The sequence below is a fragment of the Saccharothrix sp. AJ9571 genome (assembly GCF_021725495.1).
Classification (GTDB): Bacteria; Actinomycetota; Actinomycetes; order Mycobacteriales; family Pseudonocardiaceae; genus Amycolatopsis; species Amycolatopsis magusensis.
Map to the genome: position 1 here is coordinate 6,646,315 of NZ_CP091382.1, position 15,538 is coordinate 6,661,852.

At 70.1% G+C, this 15,538-nt stretch carries 17 protein-coding genes and 1 riboswitch; of the genes, 7 read left to right on the forward strand and 10 right to left on the reverse strand.

What is annotated here, in order from left to right; translation table 11 throughout:
- Positions 1-18 precede the first annotated feature (18 nt).
- Positions 19-480: a MarR family winged helix-turn-helix transcriptional regulator gene (locus tag L3Q67_RS30800; RefSeq protein ID WP_209667566.1), complete on the reverse strand. Its 462-nt coding sequence runs from the start codon at positions 478-480 to the stop codon at positions 19-21.
- A 92-nt stretch (positions 481-572) separates the two neighbouring features.
- Between L3Q67_RS30800 and L3Q67_RS30805 the strand changes: the two genes are divergently transcribed.
- Positions 573-989 carry a RidA family protein gene (locus L3Q67_RS30805; RefSeq protein ID WP_499184934.1) on the forward strand — a complete coding sequence of 139 codons (417 nt, stop codon included), beginning with the start codon at positions 573-575 and terminating at the stop codon, positions 987-989.
- Here L3Q67_RS30805 and L3Q67_RS30810 read toward each other — a convergent pair.
- Positions 986-1,606, reverse strand: coding sequence for a TetR/AcrR family transcriptional regulator (locus tag L3Q67_RS30810; RefSeq protein WP_499184935.1), 621 nt, complete (start codon positions 1,604-1,606; stop codon positions 986-988). The two genes, L3Q67_RS30805 and L3Q67_RS30810, sit on opposite strands and share 4 nt — an antisense overlap.
- A gap of 99 nt (positions 1,607-1,705) precedes the next feature.
- On the opposite strand from L3Q67_RS30810, the gene L3Q67_RS30815 reads away from it, so the two are divergent.
- Positions 1,706-2,551: an SGNH/GDSL hydrolase family protein gene (locus L3Q67_RS30815; protein ID WP_499184936.1), complete on the forward strand. Its 846-nt coding sequence runs from the start codon at positions 1,706-1,708 to the stop codon at positions 2,549-2,551.
- Between the two features lie 71 nt (positions 2,552-2,622).
- Here L3Q67_RS30815 and L3Q67_RS30820 read toward each other — a convergent pair whose 3' ends face one another.
- Positions 2,623-3,099 (reverse strand): hypothetical protein, encoded by a 477-nt coding sequence (locus L3Q67_RS30820; RefSeq protein WP_499184937.1) that lies wholly within the window; start codon positions 3,097-3,099, stop codon positions 2,623-2,625.
- Between the two features lie 112 nt (positions 3,100-3,211).
- Complete coding sequence (locus tag L3Q67_RS30825) at positions 3,212-3,775, reverse strand: TetR/AcrR family transcriptional regulator (protein WP_499184938.1); 564 nt, start codon at positions 3,773-3,775, stop codon at positions 3,212-3,214.
- Between the two features lie 119 nt (positions 3,776-3,894).
- On the opposite strand from L3Q67_RS30825, the gene L3Q67_RS30830 reads away from it, so the two are divergent.
- Positions 3,895-5,463 carry a GMC family oxidoreductase gene (locus L3Q67_RS30830; protein ID WP_499184939.1) on the forward strand — a complete coding sequence of 523 codons (1,569 nt, stop codon included), beginning with the start codon at positions 3,895-3,897 and terminating at the stop codon, positions 5,461-5,463.
- Between the two features lie 29 nt (positions 5,464-5,492).
- Positions 5,493-6,674, forward strand: a complete 1,182-nt coding sequence (locus L3Q67_RS30835) for an alpha/beta hydrolase family protein (protein ID WP_499184940.1) — start codon at positions 5,493-5,495, stop codon at positions 6,672-6,674.
- Here the strand turns inward: L3Q67_RS30835 and L3Q67_RS30840 are convergent.
- The gene (locus tag L3Q67_RS30840; protein ID WP_499184941.1) at positions 6,671-7,414 is read right to left on the reverse strand and encodes a LysR family substrate-binding domain-containing protein; all 744 of its coding nucleotides are present in this window, start codon (positions 7,412-7,414) and stop codon (positions 6,671-6,673) included. The two genes, L3Q67_RS30835 and L3Q67_RS30840, sit on opposite strands and share 4 nt — an antisense overlap.
- On the opposite strand from L3Q67_RS30840, the gene L3Q67_RS30845 reads away from it, so the two are divergent.
- The gene (locus L3Q67_RS30845; RefSeq protein WP_499184942.1) at positions 7,413-7,787 is read left to right on the forward strand and encodes a DUF5997 family protein; all 375 of its coding nucleotides are present in this window, start codon (positions 7,413-7,415) and stop codon (positions 7,785-7,787) included. The two genes, L3Q67_RS30840 and L3Q67_RS30845, sit on opposite strands and share 2 nt — an antisense overlap.
- A 301-nt stretch (positions 7,788-8,088) precedes the next feature.
- On the opposite strand, the gene L3Q67_RS30850 is transcribed toward L3Q67_RS30845, so the two are convergent.
- The 4 genes from L3Q67_RS30850 to L3Q67_RS30865 form a co-directional block, all read right to left on the reverse strand.
- The gene (locus L3Q67_RS30850; protein ID WP_499184943.1) at positions 8,089-9,381 is read right to left on the reverse strand and encodes an IS256 family transposase; all 1,293 of its coding nucleotides are present in this window, start codon (positions 9,379-9,381) and stop codon (positions 8,089-8,091) included.
- Positions 9,382-9,713: 332 nt separating this feature from the next.
- Positions 9,714-10,376, reverse strand: a complete 663-nt coding sequence (lexA, locus tag L3Q67_RS30855; protein WP_499184944.1) for a LexA family protein — start codon at positions 10,374-10,376, stop codon at positions 9,714-9,716.
- Entirely contained in the window at positions 10,373-10,816 is a 444-nt protein-coding gene (locus tag L3Q67_RS30860) for a PNPOx family protein (RefSeq protein WP_499184945.1), read from the reverse strand. Before L3Q67_RS30860 ends, lexA begins: the two co-directional genes overlap by 4 nt.
- 66 nt (positions 10,817-10,882) lie before the next feature.
- Positions 10,883-12,391 carry a family 43 glycosylhydrolase gene (locus L3Q67_RS30865; RefSeq protein ID WP_499184946.1) on the reverse strand — a complete coding sequence of 503 codons (1,509 nt, stop codon included), beginning with the start codon at positions 12,389-12,391 and terminating at the stop codon, positions 10,883-10,885.
- Positions 12,392-12,491: 100 nt separating this feature from the next.
- Positions 12,492-12,678, forward strand: a riboswitch (cobalamin riboswitch).
- Positions 12,679-12,732: 54 nt separating this feature from the next.
- Here L3Q67_RS30865 and L3Q67_RS30870 point away from each other — a divergent pair.
- Positions 12,733-13,722 carry a TroA family protein gene (locus L3Q67_RS30870; protein ID WP_499184947.1) on the forward strand — a complete coding sequence of 330 codons (990 nt, stop codon included), beginning with the start codon at positions 12,733-12,735 and terminating at the stop codon, positions 13,720-13,722.
- The gene (locus L3Q67_RS30875; protein ID WP_499184948.1) at positions 13,719-14,771 is read left to right on the forward strand and encodes a FecCD family ABC transporter permease; all 1,053 of its coding nucleotides are present in this window, start codon (positions 13,719-13,721) and stop codon (positions 14,769-14,771) included. The genes L3Q67_RS30870 and L3Q67_RS30875 overlap by 4 nt, the downstream gene beginning before the upstream one ends.
- On the opposite strand, the gene L3Q67_RS30880 is transcribed toward L3Q67_RS30875, so the two are convergent.
- On the reverse strand, positions 14,768-15,523 hold the full coding sequence (locus L3Q67_RS30880) for a class I SAM-dependent methyltransferase (RefSeq protein ID WP_499184949.1): 756 nt from the start codon (positions 15,521-15,523) through the stop codon (positions 14,768-14,770). The genes L3Q67_RS30875 and L3Q67_RS30880 overlap by 4 nt on opposite strands.
- Positions 15,524-15,538: the final 15 nt, after the last annotated feature.

Consider the following 15,538-nt stretch of genomic DNA (forward strand, 5'->3'; position numbering starts at 1 on the left):
AAGCGGCCCTCCCAGTGCTCATTCGAGATCGATGGGGCGTACCCGCAGTTTCTCCGCGATGCGGGCCAGTGCCTGCTGATCGGTGGCGGTGAGCGGGTCGAGGACGAACTGGCGCACCGCGCGCACGTGGGTCGGCGCGGCGGCGACCACCACCTCGTAGCCGCTGTCGGTGAGCGCGGCGAGGGTGTACCGGCCGTCGTCGGGATCGGGGGAGCGCTCCACCCAGCCGCGCTGCTCGAACCGCTTGACGACGTTGGAAAGCCGCGAGAGCGAGCCGTTCGCCAGGTAGGCCAGCTCGCTCATCCGCAGGCGGCGCTCGGGCGCCTCCGAGATGTGGCTGAGGGTCAGGTACTCGAACAGGGTCAGGCCGGCGTCGTGCTGCAGCGGCGCTTCGAGCCGTCCGGGCAGCAACAGCACCAGCGAGATCAGTCCGGTCCAGGCCTCCTTCTCGGCCGGGTCCAGCCACAGCGACTCGTCCATGGCGGAACCATACCCACCGGCGATGACTTTACGCTTGAAGTGAATCCGTGCTACGTTGACTTCAACGTTGAAGTCAAACGAGAGGGCGCCCCATGAGTGAGCCGCAGTTCTTCGCCACGCCCGGATACGGCGACACGCAGGTGAAGAACATGCACTACAACCAGGCGCTGCGCGTCGGCGACCGCGTCGAGATCTCCGGGCAGGGCGGGTGGGACGACGAGTTCACCTTCCCGGCCGACCTCGAAGAGGAGATCGTCCGCGCCTTCGACAACGTGGAGCGAACCCTGGCCACGGCAGGCGCGACCTGGCGCGACGTCGTCAGCGTGAACTCCTACCACATCCCCGAGCCCGGAGCCGACTTCATCGGCGACACCCACGGCCGCGTGATGGTGGAGCAGATGCGCGAGCGCATGGGCGACCGCGCGCCGATCTGGACCCAGATCGGGGTGCCCGCGCTGGGCGCGCCGAACATGCGGGTCGAGATCCGGGTCACCGCGCTCGTCGGCTAATCGGAGGCGCTGGTGCGGCGGGCGGCGGACAGCGTGCCGCCCGCCGCACGCAGCAGCAGTTCGCGGAGTTGGGCTTCGCTGATGTCCGGTTTTTCCAGCCACTGCGTCAGAACCGCTTCGATGAAGGCGATCCAGCCGTACACGGCGTGCCGCAGCACCGGGGTTTCGGGCAGCGGCGGCTTGCCGAGTTCGGCGCCCGTCCGCCGCAGTCCTTCGAGCATCATCTCGGCCTGGCGGTCCCGTGCCGCCTGGATGATCGCCCGCAGTTCGGGGTCGGCGCCGGTGTGCTGCGCGAGCAGCAACCGGGTGCTTTCCCCGTATTCCTTGGCCCACGCGATCACCGCGTCCAGCACGGCCGCGGTCCGCTCGCCCGCCGGGAGGGCCGGGTCCGGCACGGTCCGCTCCGCCAGCGCGTCACCGGCGGCGCGCACGATCTCCCGGTACAGCGCCCGTTTTCCGGTGAAGTAGTAGTACAGCAGCCCCTTGGCCAGCCCGGCTTCGGAGGCGATCTCGTCGATCGAGACCGCCTCGTAGCCGCGCTGGGCGAACAACCGCCTCCCGGCCTCGAGCAGCGCGCGCTCGGGATCGGGGTGGCGCCCGCGGGAAGGCCTGGTCACCTGCGCACCCTACCTGGGTTGAATCCCGGTCAAAGTGTTGACCGAGATTCAAACCCGTCAGTAGCGTTCGCGTGACCCACCTCACCCCCGGAGCTGACCATGGTCTCGGAACGACGTCGTTTCGCCCTGCCCGCCGCGGTGGCACTGGCCGCCGCCCTGCTCATCACCTCGGTGGCCTCCGCCGCCGAGCCCACCCGGTACGTCGCACTCGGCGACTCCTTCACCTCCGGCCCGCTGATCCCGAACCAGGTGTCCCTGCCGTGCCTGCGGTCGGACCGCAACTACCCGTCGCTGGTGGCCGCCGGCCTCGGCGTGACCGACTTCACCGACGTCAGCTGCGGCGGGGCGACCACGCGGGACCTGGCCGGGCGCCAGTTCGGCTTCGTCCCACCGCAGTACGACGCGCTCACCGAGGACACGGACCTGGTCACCATGGGCATGGGCGGCAACGACGTCGGCTTCGGGGAGATCGTGGTGACCTGCAGCCTGCTCGCGGTCACGAACCCGGCGGGGGCGCCGTGCGAGAAGCACTACACCGCGGGCGGCACGGACCAGTTGCGCGAGCGGTTCGAACAGTTCGCGCCCACGCTGGGCGCGGCGATCGACGGCATCCGCGCGCGGGCGCCGCAGGCGCGGATCGTGCTCGTCGGCTACCCGGCGATCCTGCCGGAACGCGGCGGCTGCTTCCCGCTGGTGCCGATCGCCGCGGGTGATGTGTCCTATCTGGACGGTGTGGAGCAGGTGCTCAACGAGGTCGTCGCCGAGCAGGCCGAAAGCCACGGGGTGGAGTACGTCGACACCTTCACCCGCGGCCACGACGTGTGCCAGGCGCCGGGCACCAAATGGGTCGAGGGGCTGTTCCCGACCTCGCTGGCCGCGCCGATCCACCCGAACCTGGCGGGCATGAAGGCGAGCGCCGGGGCGGTGCTGGCCCACCTCGGCTGAGGTTCCGGCCGGCTCGCGAAGGGTTGGGGGGCGGATCCCCCGCGAGCCGGCCAGGTTCCCCCGGTGGGGTTTCAGTTACCCCACAGGACCGGTTTCTTGCGGTACTCGTCGCCGTCGTTGAAGGCGGCCATGGCGATGGCGCCGCCGTCCTTGGCGCCGTAGAGCACGCAAGTGTCGAACTTCTGGCCGGGCGTCTTGAACCCGTCCCACGGCGCGTTGACCGAGTCGCAGGTGGCGGTGCCGCCGATCAGCGCCATACCGCCGGACTTGCCGTCGGCCAGGATGCCGCGCAGGGACACCGGCAGCCCGGCCAGATCGTCACCCTTGACGTATTCGACGGAGAACTTGAGGTAGTACGGCGTGACCGCGATGGTGCCGAAGCGTTCCTTGTTGTAGTCCGCCGGGAACACGGCCCGCTCGCCGAACTTCAGCCGAATGCCGGGGCTGGTGTGGCCGTCGGCGGTGTCCCCGGCCCGGCTGCCACACGCGGTGAGCGCCAGGGCGGCGCACCCCGCGGCGATCAGCGGGGCGGTGCGGGCGCGCTTCACTGTGGTGCGTTCTCCTTCGGTGGTTCTTCGGCTGCGCGGTCACGCTAGCGCGGTTTCCCCGCCCGCACTGTCGGTCGTTCGCACCACAATCCACTGTGGACCGCGACGGAGGTCAGGCCCGTGCGTCCTGGAACAGGCCGTCGAGCAGCACCTCGACCAGCCGCCGGGCCGGTTCCGCGCGATCCATCGGCGCCGGGCCCGAGGTGAGCGCCGCTTCGAGCATCTCGAACAGCAGCGCCAGGTCGGCGGGCTGGATGTCGCGGCGCAGCGTGCCCTGGCGCTGGGCCTCGTCGAAGGCGGGCCGCAGCACCGCGATCAGCGCGTGGGTGAACTGGCGCTGGCTGCGTTCGGGCAGTTCCCGGAACAAGCGGACCAGCGGGCGCCGCTCGGCCTGCATGGAGAGCACGGTCTGCAGCAGTTCGCGGAACGACCGGCGCTGCCGCACCACCTTCTTCAGCGCCGCGAGGTGCTCGGCGGCCACCGCCAGGCCGAGCGCCTTGCGGTCGGGGAAGTGGCGGTAGACCGTCGCCCGGCCGAGCCCGGCACGGCGCGCGATCTCGTCCAGCGCCACCACTTCGGCGTTCTCGGTGAACGCCTGGTCGGCCGCGCGCAGGATCGTCTCCCGGTTGCGGCGAGCGTCCACGCGCCGGGGTGCTGCCGGAGGCACGGAGCGCATGGAGTTACAGGCTACTCATGAGTAGTGAGACGGGCAATCCATTCACTCTCTCGCTTAGTCCCCCTACGGTTGCCCTCGGTAATCACCGCTCGCTTCCCTTCCCCCAGGAGGACCCGCCTATGCCTACCGTGAGCCGCCGTTCCGTGCTGGCCGGTGCCGCGGCCGCGACCGGGTTGTCGGTGCTCGGCGCCGGCCGCGCCTCGGCCCGCGTCCCCCTCACCCGCGAGGAGCACCGCGTGGTGATCATCGGCTCGGGGTTCGGCGGCGGGGTCACGGCACTGCGGCTGGCGCAGGCCGGCGTGCCCGTCCTGGTCCTCGAACGCGGGCGCCGCTGGCCCACCGGACCGGACGCCGAGACGTTCCCGCACGCCACCTCCCCGGACAAGCGCATGTTCTGGCTGGGCTCGGCGCCCTCGCTGCCGGGCATCCCGTCCGTGCCGTTCGAGCCGTACACCGGGCTGCTGGAGCAGGTCTCCGGCAAGGGCATGGGCATGATGTGCGCGGCGGGCGTCGGCGGTGGATCGCTGGTGTACCAGGGCATGACGCTGCAGCCGACGGCCGAGCTGTTCAACACGTGCTTCCCCGAGCGGCTGGACTACGCCGAGATGGACCGCGTCTACTACCCGCGCGTCGCGCGGATGCTGCGGGTCCAGACCGCGCCGGACGAGCTGATCGCGAGCAAGACCTACGCCGCCGCCCGGGTTTTCGCCCGCAGCGCCGAGAAAGCCGGCTACGCGGTGTCGAAGATCCCGATGCCGATCGACTGGAACTACGCGCTGCGCGAGCTGGACGGCGAGATGCGACCGTCCTACACGAACGGTGACTGCGCGCTGGGCGTGAACAACGGCGGCAAGCACTCGGTGGACGTGACCTACCTCGCCGCCGCGGAGGCCACCGGGCTCTGCACGGTGGCGACCCAGCACAACGTCACCGACGTGGCCAGGGCGGCGGACGGCCGGTGGGAGATCACCGTCGACCGCATCACTACGCGCGGCACCGTGCTGGAGAAGAAGGTGCTCACCGCGAAGGCGCTCGTGCTGGCGGCGGGCACGGCGAACACCACGCGCCTGCTGATGCGCGCGGCGGCCAAGGGCGGCATCCCCGACCTGCCCGACGGCCTCGGCAGCGGCTGGGGCAGCAACGGTGACCGGATCTACACCTGGACCGACCTCGCCGACGACTTCGGCGCGCCGCAGGGCGGCCCGGTGGTCTACGGCAGCCAGGAGTGGGACGACCCGGCGCTGGCCAACACCGTCATCCAGGCGTCCCTGCCGCCGCTGCCGGACCTGCGGACCACCATGCTCGTCGGCTTCGGCGTCAGCCAGGACCGCGGCCGGTTCGTCTACGACGCGGCCAAGGACGACATCGTCCTGCACTGGCCCGCCGGAGCCGAGCGCGAACTGAGCCGGCGCATCCACGAGCGCATTTCGCGGATCGCCGGTCCGCTGAGCGTGCTCGTGGACACCACCGCGATCGCGCCGACCACCTGGCACCCGCTCGGCGGCGCCGCCATGGAGTCGGTCTGCGACCTGGAAGGCCGCGTGCTCGGGCAGCGCGGGCTCTACGTGCTCGACGGCGCGCTGATGCCCGGCACCACCGCCGCCTGCAACCCGTCGATGACCATCGCCGCGGTGGCCGAACGGGCGCTGGACCGCCTGGTCACCACCGACGTCGACCGCGTTTTCTGAGGTAATCCGGACTCAACGAGGAGTTCTCTATGCACAGCTTCCGCAAGACGTGGCGTGCCTTCGTCGTGGTGGTGATCGCCGCGCTGACGGTGTCCGCCGCACCCGCGCTGGCCGCCGATCCACCGCAGGGCCCGCCGGGCGACGCCTTCTACACCCCGCCCAGCCCGCTGCCCGCGGGCGAGAACGGCGACGTGATCTGGTGGCGGCAGCTGCCGGGGCAGTCCGGCGTCCGCGGTTACCTGGTGCTGTACCGGTCGACCTCGGCCACCGGCACGCCGATCGCGGTGTCGGGGCGGGTGCTGGTGCCGTCGAAGGCGTGGACCGGGAACGGCGAGCGGCCGATCGTCTCGGTGGCCAGCGGCACGCGGGGCATCGGCGATTCGTGCGCGCCGTCGAAGTTCCAGCCGGACTACGAGAAACCCCTGTTCATCGACGCGATGTTGCAGCGGGGCTGGGCCGTGGCCATCACCGACTACGAAGGGCTCGGCACACCCGGCCTGCACACCTACGTGGTCGGGCAGTCCGAAGGCCGGACGGTGATCGACGCCGTCCGCGCGGCCACCCGGCTGCCCGCCGCCGGACTCGAAGCCGGTGGCCCGGTGGCGTTCTCCGGGTACTCGCAGGGCGGCGGGGGAGCGGCGTGGGCCGGGGAACTCGCGCCCGAGTACGCCCCGGAACTCGACGTCGCCGCCATCACCGCGGGCGGCACACCCGCCGACCTCACCGCGGTGTCGCAGTACCTGGACGGCAGCATCGGCTTCGGCTTCCTGCTGCTCTCCGCGCTGGGCCTGGACGCGGCCTACCCGGAACTGGACCTGCCCGCCTACCTCGACGACAAGGGCCGCGAGCTGTACGAAACCCAGCAGGGCGCCTGCGTCGACGCGGTGTTCGGCTACGCCTTCGGGCACATCGCCGACTACACCACCAGGAACCCGCTGACCGAACCGGACTGGCAGGCGCGCCTGGACGAGAACGAGCTCGGCACCAAAGCGCCCGAGGCACCGATCTACCTGTTCCACGGCATCGTCGACGAGATCATCCCGCTGGCCCAGGCCCAGGCGCTGCGCTCGAAGTACTGCGCGGCCGGGGTGGACGTGACCTGGGGGACCTACGTCGGGGAACACGTCACGACGCTGGTGTTCTCCGCCGGGAACGTGCTCGGCTTCCTCGGCGAGCGGTTCGCGGGCAAGCCGGTGAGGAACAACTGCTAGGAGCGGCGGCGGGGCTTCCCACGCTTGGGCTTGGGGGCCCCGCCGGTGCGTTGTTGTGGTGGCTTGGGCTTGCGCTTCACCGGGGCGGGTTCCGGCGCGCGGCCGCGGGTGCTGTTGACCGTCCGGCCGCGCACGATCCCGATGAACTGCTCCATCAGGTCGGTGGTCTCCTCCTCCAGCCACGACAGCGCCACCGGTGACCCGGGGGCGTCGGTCAGCGGCCGGTAGGTGAGGTCACGGCGGTGGTGCAGCCGCGCGAGCGACTGCGGCACGACCAGCAGGCCGACCCCGGCGGCGACCAGTTCGATGGCGTCCGCGGTGGTGGCGGGCCGGTGGGCGGCGAGTTCGCCGGGGGGCCGCGGCCAGTCGAGGGTGTCGTCCAGCGGGTGCAGCAGGACCTCGCCAGCCAGGTCCGCGGTGGACACTTCCTCGGCGGCGGCGGTGAAGTGGTCCTTCGGCACCACGACCACGGTGGTCTCGGTGTAGAGCGGGATCGCGTGCAGGCCGGTGCGGTCGATCGGCAGGCGCAGCAGGGCCGCGTCGGCCTCGCGGTCGCGGACCTTCGCCTCGGCTTCGGCGGGGGTCACCTGGATCAGGTGCAGCGGGGTGCGCGGCAGGCGCTCGGCCCAGATCCGCACCCACTTGCCCGGCGTCACCCCCGGTACGTACGCGAGGCTGAACGATTCGGTCACGGCGGCCAGATTACCGGGCGTGATCGGGCTGGTTACCCTGGACCGCATGACGTCGCACAAGACCTCCCAGACGATGAAGCCCGCGACCGCGGCGAAGAAACTGGGCGTGTACCTCGAAGCCACCCCCGCGCAGTTCCAAGAGGGTGTCGTTTCGCGCGACGAGCTGAACGCCCTGCAGGCCGACCCGCCCGAGTGGCTGCGGGAGCTGCGCCGCAACGGCCCGCACCCCCGCCAGGTCGCCGCCGCGAAACTCGGCATCTCGATCGGCGGCCTCGCCCGCGCCGGCCTCACCGACCCGCTGACCACCGAACAGATCGACGCGCTCAAAGCGGAAAACCCGGAGTGGCTCACGCGCGAACGCGCCATCCAAGCCGAAGCCCGCAAAGAAGCCGCCCGCGCCAAAGAAACCCCCCGCCCCTAACCCCACCCCGGCGAGCCCCACCCCCAAACACCCGAACCCCACACTCGCGCACCCGAGTCCCACGTTCAGGCATCCGAACCTCACACTCAGGCACTCGAGTTCCACACTCGCGGGCGCGAGTTCCACGTTCGCGGGCGCGAGTCCCGCACTCAGGCGGCCGAGTTCCACGTTCGGGCAGCCGAGTTCCCCACTCAGGCACTCGAGTTCCACGTTCGGTGGCCGAGCCCCGCGCTCGGGCACTCGTGTTCGGAATCCAGGGCGCCCGGGTCTATCTCATGATCGGTGTTTCTGGCGTTGTTGATCAGTAGGTCTCGGCTCCCGGCCAGCGGTCACCGAATGTGATGGCGAACGCGTTGAGTACTGGTTTCCAGCGCATCGTCCATCGGGTGCGGCCGGTGCCGGTGGGGTCCAGGCTGCGTGTCACAAGGTACAGGCACTTCATCGCGGCTTGCTCGGTCGGGAAGTGACCACGTGCGCGGATCGCCCGCCGGTAACGTGCGTTCAGGGATTCGATCGCGTTTGTCGAGCAGATCATCCGGCGGATCTCGATGTCGTAGTCGAGGAAGGGGATGAACTCTTCCCAGGCGTTGCGCCAGAGCCTGATCATCGCCCCGTACTTCTTCCTCCATTTCTCGTCGAGTTCGTCCAGTGCAATGAGAGCGGCATCGGGACTAGGTGCGGTGTAGATGGGTTTGATGTCCCGTTTCACCCCGTCCCAATCCTGGCGCGCGACCAACCGGAACGTGTTCCGAATCAGATGAACAACGCAGGTCTGAACAATGGCCTGCGGCCACACGTTCACCACGACCTCGGGCAGGCCCTTCAGGCCGTCGCAGACGAGGAAGAACACGTCGACGACACCGCGGTTCTTCAGGTCGACCAGCACACTCATCCAGAACTTCGCACCCTCCCCGCCGGTGCCCATCCACAGGCCCAGCACGTCCTTATGACCGTCCACGGTGACCCCGATGGCGGCGTAGACGGGCCGGTTGGCGACCTGACCGTCGCGGACCTTGACGTGGATCGCGTCGATGAACACCGCCGCGTACACGGCATCGAGCGGCCGGTTGATCCAGTCGTTCATGTCGGCAACGACCTTGTCGGTGATCCGCGAGATCGTCTCCTTGCTGACCGACGCCCCGTAAATCTCGGCGAAATGCGCGGAAATATCGCCGGTGGTCATCCCCTTCGCATATAACGACAGGACGATCTCATCCACATCCGTGAGCCGCCGTTGCCGCTTCTTCACGATCTGCGGTTCGAACGTGCTCTCCCGATCCCGCGGCACGCTGATCTCCACCTCGCCCGCGGCATCGGAGATGACCGTCTTCGACCTAGTTCCATTCCGCACATTCGTCGATCCGCGCTCCGGCTCGACCCGATTCTTCTCGTGGCCGAGGTGCTCGGTCATCTCCTCGTTGAGCGCGGTCTCCAGCACGTTCTTCGTGAACAACTTCAGCAGACCATCCGGGCCGGTCAACGCCAGCCCCCTGGCCTTGGCCTCAGCCACCATCGCCGCCGCGGCAGCCTGCTCCGGCGACAGCTCCCGCGCCGGCTTCTCACTCTTGCGTGGACTCACAAGGTCCGATGTCATCACTCTCAGTGCCCATCTCGCCGGACCTCAGCCCGGCGTGTCGGGCCGGAAACACCGATTTTGGAACAGTCCCGGGCGCCCGAGTTCTGCGTTCGGGGGCGGGCAATCATGAGGCCAGTCGCCCAGCGGTCGCGCCCGAAAAGTCGAGCCCGCGTGCCGGAACGCAGGACTCGGCTACCTGAACGCAGAACTCGGGTGCGCGAGTGTGGAACTCAGGTGCCTGAACGTGGAACTCGCGCCCGCGAGTGTGGAGTTCGGGTGCCTGAACGTGGAACTCGCGCCGCGAACGTGGGGTTCGGGTGCGTGAGTGTGGGGTTCGCGGGTGGGTGGGGTTAGACGGTGCGTAGGACGGAGACGACTACGCCGAGGATGACGGCGTTGTCTCCGTCCAGGGGTTCGTAGGCCGGGTTCCGGGGTTCCAGGTAGACGTGGCCGTTGCGCCGTCGGTACACCTTCACCGTCGCCTCTTCGTCGATCATGGCGGCGACGATCTGCCCCGAGTGCGCTTCGGGCTGCTGGCGCACCACGACGGTGTCCCCGTCGCAGATGGCGGCGTCGATCATCGAGTCCCCGCGCACCTGCAAGCCGAAGACGGTGCCGCGCCCGGCGAACTGCCGTGGCAGGGTCAGGACGTCGTCGACGTGCTCGTCGGCGGAGATCGGGGTGCCCGCGGCGATGTGGCCGACCACGGGGACGCTCACCGAGTCACCGCCGGCGTCGGGCCGGTGCGTGCCGCGCAGGAACAGGCGCACGTCCATCGGCCGCGACACCGTGCTGCCCCGCCGCAGGAAACCCTTCTCCTCCAGCGCCGCCAGGTGTTTCGACACCGAAGACGAGGACCGCAGGCCCACCGCGTCCCCGATCTCGCGGGTGCTGGGGGAGTACCCGTGCCGGTTCACCCAGTCCTGGATGGTGACCAGGATGCGTTGCTGCCGCTCCGGCAGTGCCGAGGCGTCCAGGTGTTCCAGGTCGTCGAAATCGTGGTAGGCGCTCACCCCGGAATGTTAGAACCCCCTCCACTGTGGACCTGATGCACCCTGCGCACCGCCTCGTACCACCGCGCGCCGACCGGTTCGCCCGCCAGGTTCCAGCTCCACGACACGGTCGGCGTGATCCGCAGGTACACCCCGGGACCGACCATGCCGACCCGTTCCTCCGGCGCCCCGGCGCGCCCGTAGACCCGGATGCCCCGCGCGATGAACGGCTCCCTCGACACCAGGTCGTCGACGACCAGCGCCACCTGGTCCCGCCCGCCCGTGACGTTGCGGACCTTGCGGGTGTGCACGACGGTGGCGCCGCCGCCGATCCAGAACCCCGTGCCGTCGACCTCGAACGCCACCGGCACCACGTCCGGCTGCCCGTCCGCCGAGACGGTGGACAGCCGGGCGAGTGGCTGCGAGCGCAGGTAGGCGAGCTCTTCTTCGCTGAACGCCATCGCGGATGACTCCCTTCGCGCGGAATCTGCACTTCCTACACGAACGGCGCCACCCGCGATCGACACTCAGCCCGCCGGGCGCACCTTGACGTTGTCGAACAACGCCGAAGCGCCGAAGACCCGGACCCCGTTGGAGCCGCTGGTGTGGGTGCTGTCGGTGACGCTGAGCTTCGGCGTGGTCAGGTCGTCGACGAAGACCTGGAGGGAGGAGCCGACCGCGGTCACCCGGAGGTGGTGGGTCTTGCCGATCGCGCCACTCACCGGAGCCGAAGCCAGTTCGGTCCACGAGTTGTCGGCGCGGCCGAGCACGACCTGCCCCGCCGCGGTGATCCCGGCGTAGTAGCCCCGGTAGCTGTCGGTGCCCACCGCGGCGCCGGTCGCCCGGAAGACGACCCCGGCGTCCCCGCGGCTGGAGGTCAGCCGCACGTCGGTGTCCTGCGTGAAGTTCCCGAAGTTGGTGTCCAGCAACGCTTTCCCGCCCGCCGAGCGGTCCGCGCGCAGCTGCCCGGCCTTCGCCGCCCACTGCCCGCCGTAGGTCTTCCAGCCGAAGGTGTTGTCGTCGGCGAAGTTGTCCTCGACCTTCATCGTGATGCGCGCGATGGTGCCGTCGTCGTTGAAGTTCATCCGGTCGTAGGCGAGCTGGCGGTGGTTGCCGTTGGTCTCGCTGAGCGGGCGCCGGTGGTAGACGATGTACCAGATGTCCGTGCCCGGCACGTTGATCACGGAGTTGTGCCCCGAGCCGCGTGCCACCGCGGGGTCCTGCGCGAGCACCTTGTCCAGCTTGGTGAACGGCCCGAGCGGCGAGTCGGCCATGGCGTAGGACACCGAGTAGTTCGGCCCGGTCCAGCCGCCTTCGGACCACATCAGGTAGTACTTGCCGTTCCGCTTGAACATCTGCGAGCCCTCGACGTACTCCGGCGTCGGGGTGATCTCGCGGTAGGTGCTGCCGTCTTCGAAGGTGCCGAGGCTGGTCATGTCCTCGTTCAGCTTGACCACGTTCGCGTGGCCCCAGCCGCCGTAGTACATGTACGCCTGACCGTCGTCGTCGATGAAGACGTCCTGGTCGATGGGCTGCGCGCCGTGGTGGAACGCGTCGATCAGCGGGTGGCCGAGCGCGTCGGAGTACGGGCCTTCCGGCCGGTCGGCGACGGCCACCCCGATGCCGCCGTGCTCCGAGTCGCTCTGGATGTCGTTGGCGGCGAAGTAGAGGTAGTACTTGCCGCCGCGCTCGATCGGGGCCGGCGCCCACACCGCGTACTTCGCCCAGGACACCGATTCGGTGGTCAGCACGTTGCTGTGCTTCGTCCAGTGCACGAGGTCCTTGGACGAGAACGCGTCGAGGTGCGTCTGTTCGGCGTAGACCCGCGAGGTCGTCGGGAAGACCCAGTAGGTGTTGTCGTAGATGGCCACGTCCGGATCGGCGTACCAGCCGTCGACGAACGGATTGCCGGCTTCGGCGGTGCCGTGGTCCGGGACTTGCGCGGCCGAGGCGGGTGCGATCCCCGCCACCATCGCGCCGGAGACGAGCAGAGCGGCGAGTGCCCGAGAAGCGGATCTGAACCGGGAAGCGGTCATCTTTAGGTTGCTCCTGCACCTTATTCAACAACAACGAACAACTTCGGAAAAGATTGCACGACATCCCACAGGCCGGTCAAGGGCCGCCCGGCAGGCCGCGTGATACCTTCCGGGCGCCAGTCGCACCCACGCTCCGGGCGTGGGTCAGGGAATCCGGTGGGAATCCGGAGCTGACGCGCAGCGGTGAGCGGCGACGGGCAGGACAGCGGCCACTGGACTCCGGTCCGGGAAGGCGTTCTGCCCGGACGACCCCGAGTCCGAAGACCTGCTGGCACCCCGGCGCGGCCGGGGCCACCAGACCGCTGGGCTCCGCGTTCGGGCCCTCGACGCAGGGATCGCCCGTGCCCCAGTTCCGCTTCGCCCTGATCGCCGCCGCGCTGCTCCTCACCGCGTGCACGCCGGATCCCGCCGAACCACCCGCCGGCCGGACCGCGGAGAACTGCGGGCACCGGGTGAGCGTGGCCAAGCCACCCGAGCGCGCGGTCGCGCTGAACCAGGGCAGTGCCGAAATCCTGCTTTCGCTGGGGCTGGCCGACCGGATGGCGGGCACGGCCACCTGGACCGACCCGGTGCTTCCCGCGCTGGCCGCCGACAACGCGAAGGTGCCCCGGCTGGCCGAGAACAACCCGTCCTTCGAGGCGGTACTGGCGGTCGAGCCGGACTTCGTGGCGGCCTCGTTCGTCTCCACGCTCGGCCAGGGCGGCGTGGCCACGCGCGAGCAGTTCGAGCAACTCGGCGTGCCGACCTACGTCTCGCCGACCGACTGCCTCAAGGACAACGACGCCGGCGGCGACGGGGTGCGCACCGAAACGCTGACCATGGAGGTCGTCTACACCGAGATCCGCCAGCTGGCGAGCCTGTTCGGGGTGGAACCGCGCGGCGAGCAGCTGATCACGGAGCTGAAGGGGCGGATGGAACGCGCGACCCTGGACGCGCGGAACGTCAGCCTGCTCTACTGGTTCGCCAACGCCGAATCCCCTTACCTGGCCGGGTGCTGCGGGGCGCCGGGCGTCATCACCACCACGCTCGGCGCGCGCAACGTCTTCGACGACACCCACGCGGAATGGCCGCAGATCAACTGGGAGACCGTCGCCGAACGCGATCCGCAGGTGATCGTGCTCGGTGATCTGACGCGCCGCTCGCAGACCGCGGAGACCGGTGAGGCCAAGATCGCCTTCCTCGGATCGCACCCGGTCACCCAGAACCTCGAAGCCGTGAGGAACAAACGTTTCGTGCTGCTCAGCGGGCAGGCGATGAACCCGTCGATCCGGACCGTGGACGGGACCGAGCAGGTCGCGCAGGCGCTGCGGAACTTCGGGCTCACCGGGTGAAGCGGCCGCGCACCGGGTCGCAGGTGGCCTGGTTCTGCGTGGTGGGGCTCGGCGTGCTCGTGCTCTCGATCGCGGTGGTGATCACCATCGGCCCGGCCGGGATCGGCATCGGCGAGGTGTATTCGACCGTGCTGGCGCACCTCGGCCTCGGCGAGCCGGTGCTCGGCCCCTTGCGTGACGGCATCGTGTGGCACCTGCGGCTGCCGCGGGCGCTGCTGGCCGCGGTCTGCGGTGCCGGGCTCGGCGTGTGCGGGGTGGTGATGCAGTCGCTGCTGCGCAATCCGCTGGCGGATCCCTTCGTGCTGGGTGTGTCCTCCGGTGCGTCGACCGGTGCCGTGCTGGTGGTCGTGCTCGGCGTGGGCGGCGGGGTGGTTTCGTTGTCCGCCGGTGCTTTCGCCGGTGCTTTCGCCGGTGCCGCGCTGTCGTTCGCGTCCGTGCTGGTGCTGAGCCGGATGCTCGGCGGGAGTACCGATCGCGTGGTGCTCTCCGGTGTCGCGGCGATGCAGTTGTTCTCCGCGCTCACCTCGTTCGTCGTGCTCACCGCGGCCGACGCCGAGACCACGCGCGGGGTGCTGTTCTGGCTGCTCGGCTCATTCGCCAGCGCATCCTGGACGGAGGTCGCGGTGGGCGCGCTGGTGCTGGCCGTGGCGCTGGGCGTGTGTTTCGGGCACGCCCGTGCGCTGGACGTGTTCGCACTCGGGCAGGACACGGCCGCCGCGCTGGGGGTTTCGGTGGGACGCACGCGGGTCGTGCTGCTGTGCGTCACCGCGTTGCTGACCGCCGCACTGGTCAGCGCGGTGGGCGCGGTCGGCTTCGTCGGGCTGGTGCTGCCGCACGCGGCCCGGGCGCTCGCCGGCCCCGGTCACCTCCGCCTGCTGCCGGTGACCGCGGTGGCGGGCGCGGTGTTCCTGGTCTGGGTGGACACGCTGGCCCGCACCGCGCTCGACCCGCAGGAGGTGCCGGTCGGGGTGGTCACCTCGATCATCGGCGTGCCCGCGTTCGTGGTCATCCTGTACCGGACTTCGCGAACGCGGGCCCGCGTCGGTTAGCGAGCAGCGCGGGAAGCGGTGACGGCCAGGGTGGAGTAGCGCACGGTGAACTCGTCTTCGACCGCCGCGGCGACCTCGTCCAGCACCGCGGCCGCCTGCTCCGGCGGGAGGTGGGTGAACGCACCCGTGGTGGAAGTCAGCGCAAGCCATCCGTCGCGGGTGTAGCGCTGGTCCCACTCGTACCGCCGGTGTTCCGGGGTGGCGAACCCGCCCGCGGCCCGGATGTCGCCTGCGGCCTTGTCGGCCAGTGGCTGGTAGCCGTGGGCCGCCACCTTGCGCAGGTCGAACGGCGGGTCGGGCACCGCGCGTTCGTAGGCTGCCGCGAGGGCGTCGTTCACTTCCGCCGGCGGGACGAAGGCGTGCCAGAACACGGCCAGCGTGCCGCCGGGGCGCAGCACCCGGGCCGCCTTGGCCACCCCCGCGACCGGATCGACCCAGTGCCAGGCCTGGGCCGCGATCACCGCGTCGAACCGCCGCTCGCCGGGTGTCCAGTCCTCGAAGGTCGACACCTCGACTTCGATGCCGGTGCCGCGGGCGAACTGCGCCATCCGTTCGTCCGGTTCGACACCGAGCACGGTGCACCCGGCCGCCTGGAACTGGCGGGCGGCGATCCCGGTGCCGCAACCGACATCGAGCACTTCGCGGCCCGGGCTCCCGGTGACGACGTCCGCCACCAGCGCGCCGGGGTAGACGGGGCGCGTGCGGTCGTAGCGCTCGGCGTCCACGCCGAACGACTCGCCTATAGTGGGCATGCGCCCACCCTAGTG

What these genes read in the sequence shown, in the direction of transcription:
- L3Q67_RS30805 (WP_499184934.1), top strand. Translation starts at nt 573, where the DNA reads ATGAGTGAGCCGCAGTTCTTCGCCACGCCCGGATACGGCGACACGCAG.
- L3Q67_RS30860 (WP_499184945.1), bottom strand. Translation starts at nt 10,816, where the DNA reads ATGGCGTTCAGCGAAGAAGAGCTCGCCTACCTGCGCTCGCAGCCACTC.
- L3Q67_RS30865 (WP_499184946.1), bottom strand. Translation starts at nt 12,391, where the DNA reads ATGACCGCTTCCCGGTTCAGATCCGCTTCTCGGGCACTCGCCGCTCTG.
- L3Q67_RS30815 (WP_499184936.1), top strand. Translation starts at nt 1,706, where the DNA reads ATGGTCTCGGAACGACGTCGTTTCGCCCTGCCCGCCGCGGTGGCACTG.
- L3Q67_RS30825 (WP_499184938.1), bottom strand. Translation starts at nt 3,775, where the DNA reads ATGCGCTCCGTGCCTCCGGCAGCACCCCGGCGCGTGGACGCTCGCCGC.
- L3Q67_RS30845 (WP_499184942.1), top strand. Translation starts at nt 7,413, where the DNA reads ATGACGTCGCACAAGACCTCCCAGACGATGAAGCCCGCGACCGCGGCG.
- L3Q67_RS30880 (WP_499184949.1), bottom strand. Translation starts at nt 15,523, where the DNA reads ATGCCCACTATAGGCGAGTCGTTCGGCGTGGACGCCGAGCGCTACGAC.
- L3Q67_RS30830 (WP_499184939.1), top strand. Translation starts at nt 3,895, where the DNA reads ATGCCTACCGTGAGCCGCCGTTCCGTGCTGGCCGGTGCCGCGGCCGCG.
- L3Q67_RS30835 (WP_499184940.1), top strand. Translation starts at nt 5,493, where the DNA reads ATGCACAGCTTCCGCAAGACGTGGCGTGCCTTCGTCGTGGTGGTGATC.
- L3Q67_RS30840 (WP_499184941.1), bottom strand. Translation starts at nt 7,414, where the DNA reads ATGCGGTCCAGGGTAACCAGCCCGATCACGCCCGGTAATCTGGCCGCC.
- L3Q67_RS30800 (WP_209667566.1), bottom strand. Translation starts at nt 480, where the DNA reads ATGGACGAGTCGCTGTGGCTGGACCCGGCCGAGAAGGAGGCCTGGACC.
- L3Q67_RS30850 (WP_499184943.1), bottom strand. Translation starts at nt 9,381, where the DNA reads ATGACATCGGACCTTGTGAGTCCACGCAAGAGTGAGAAGCCGGCGCGG.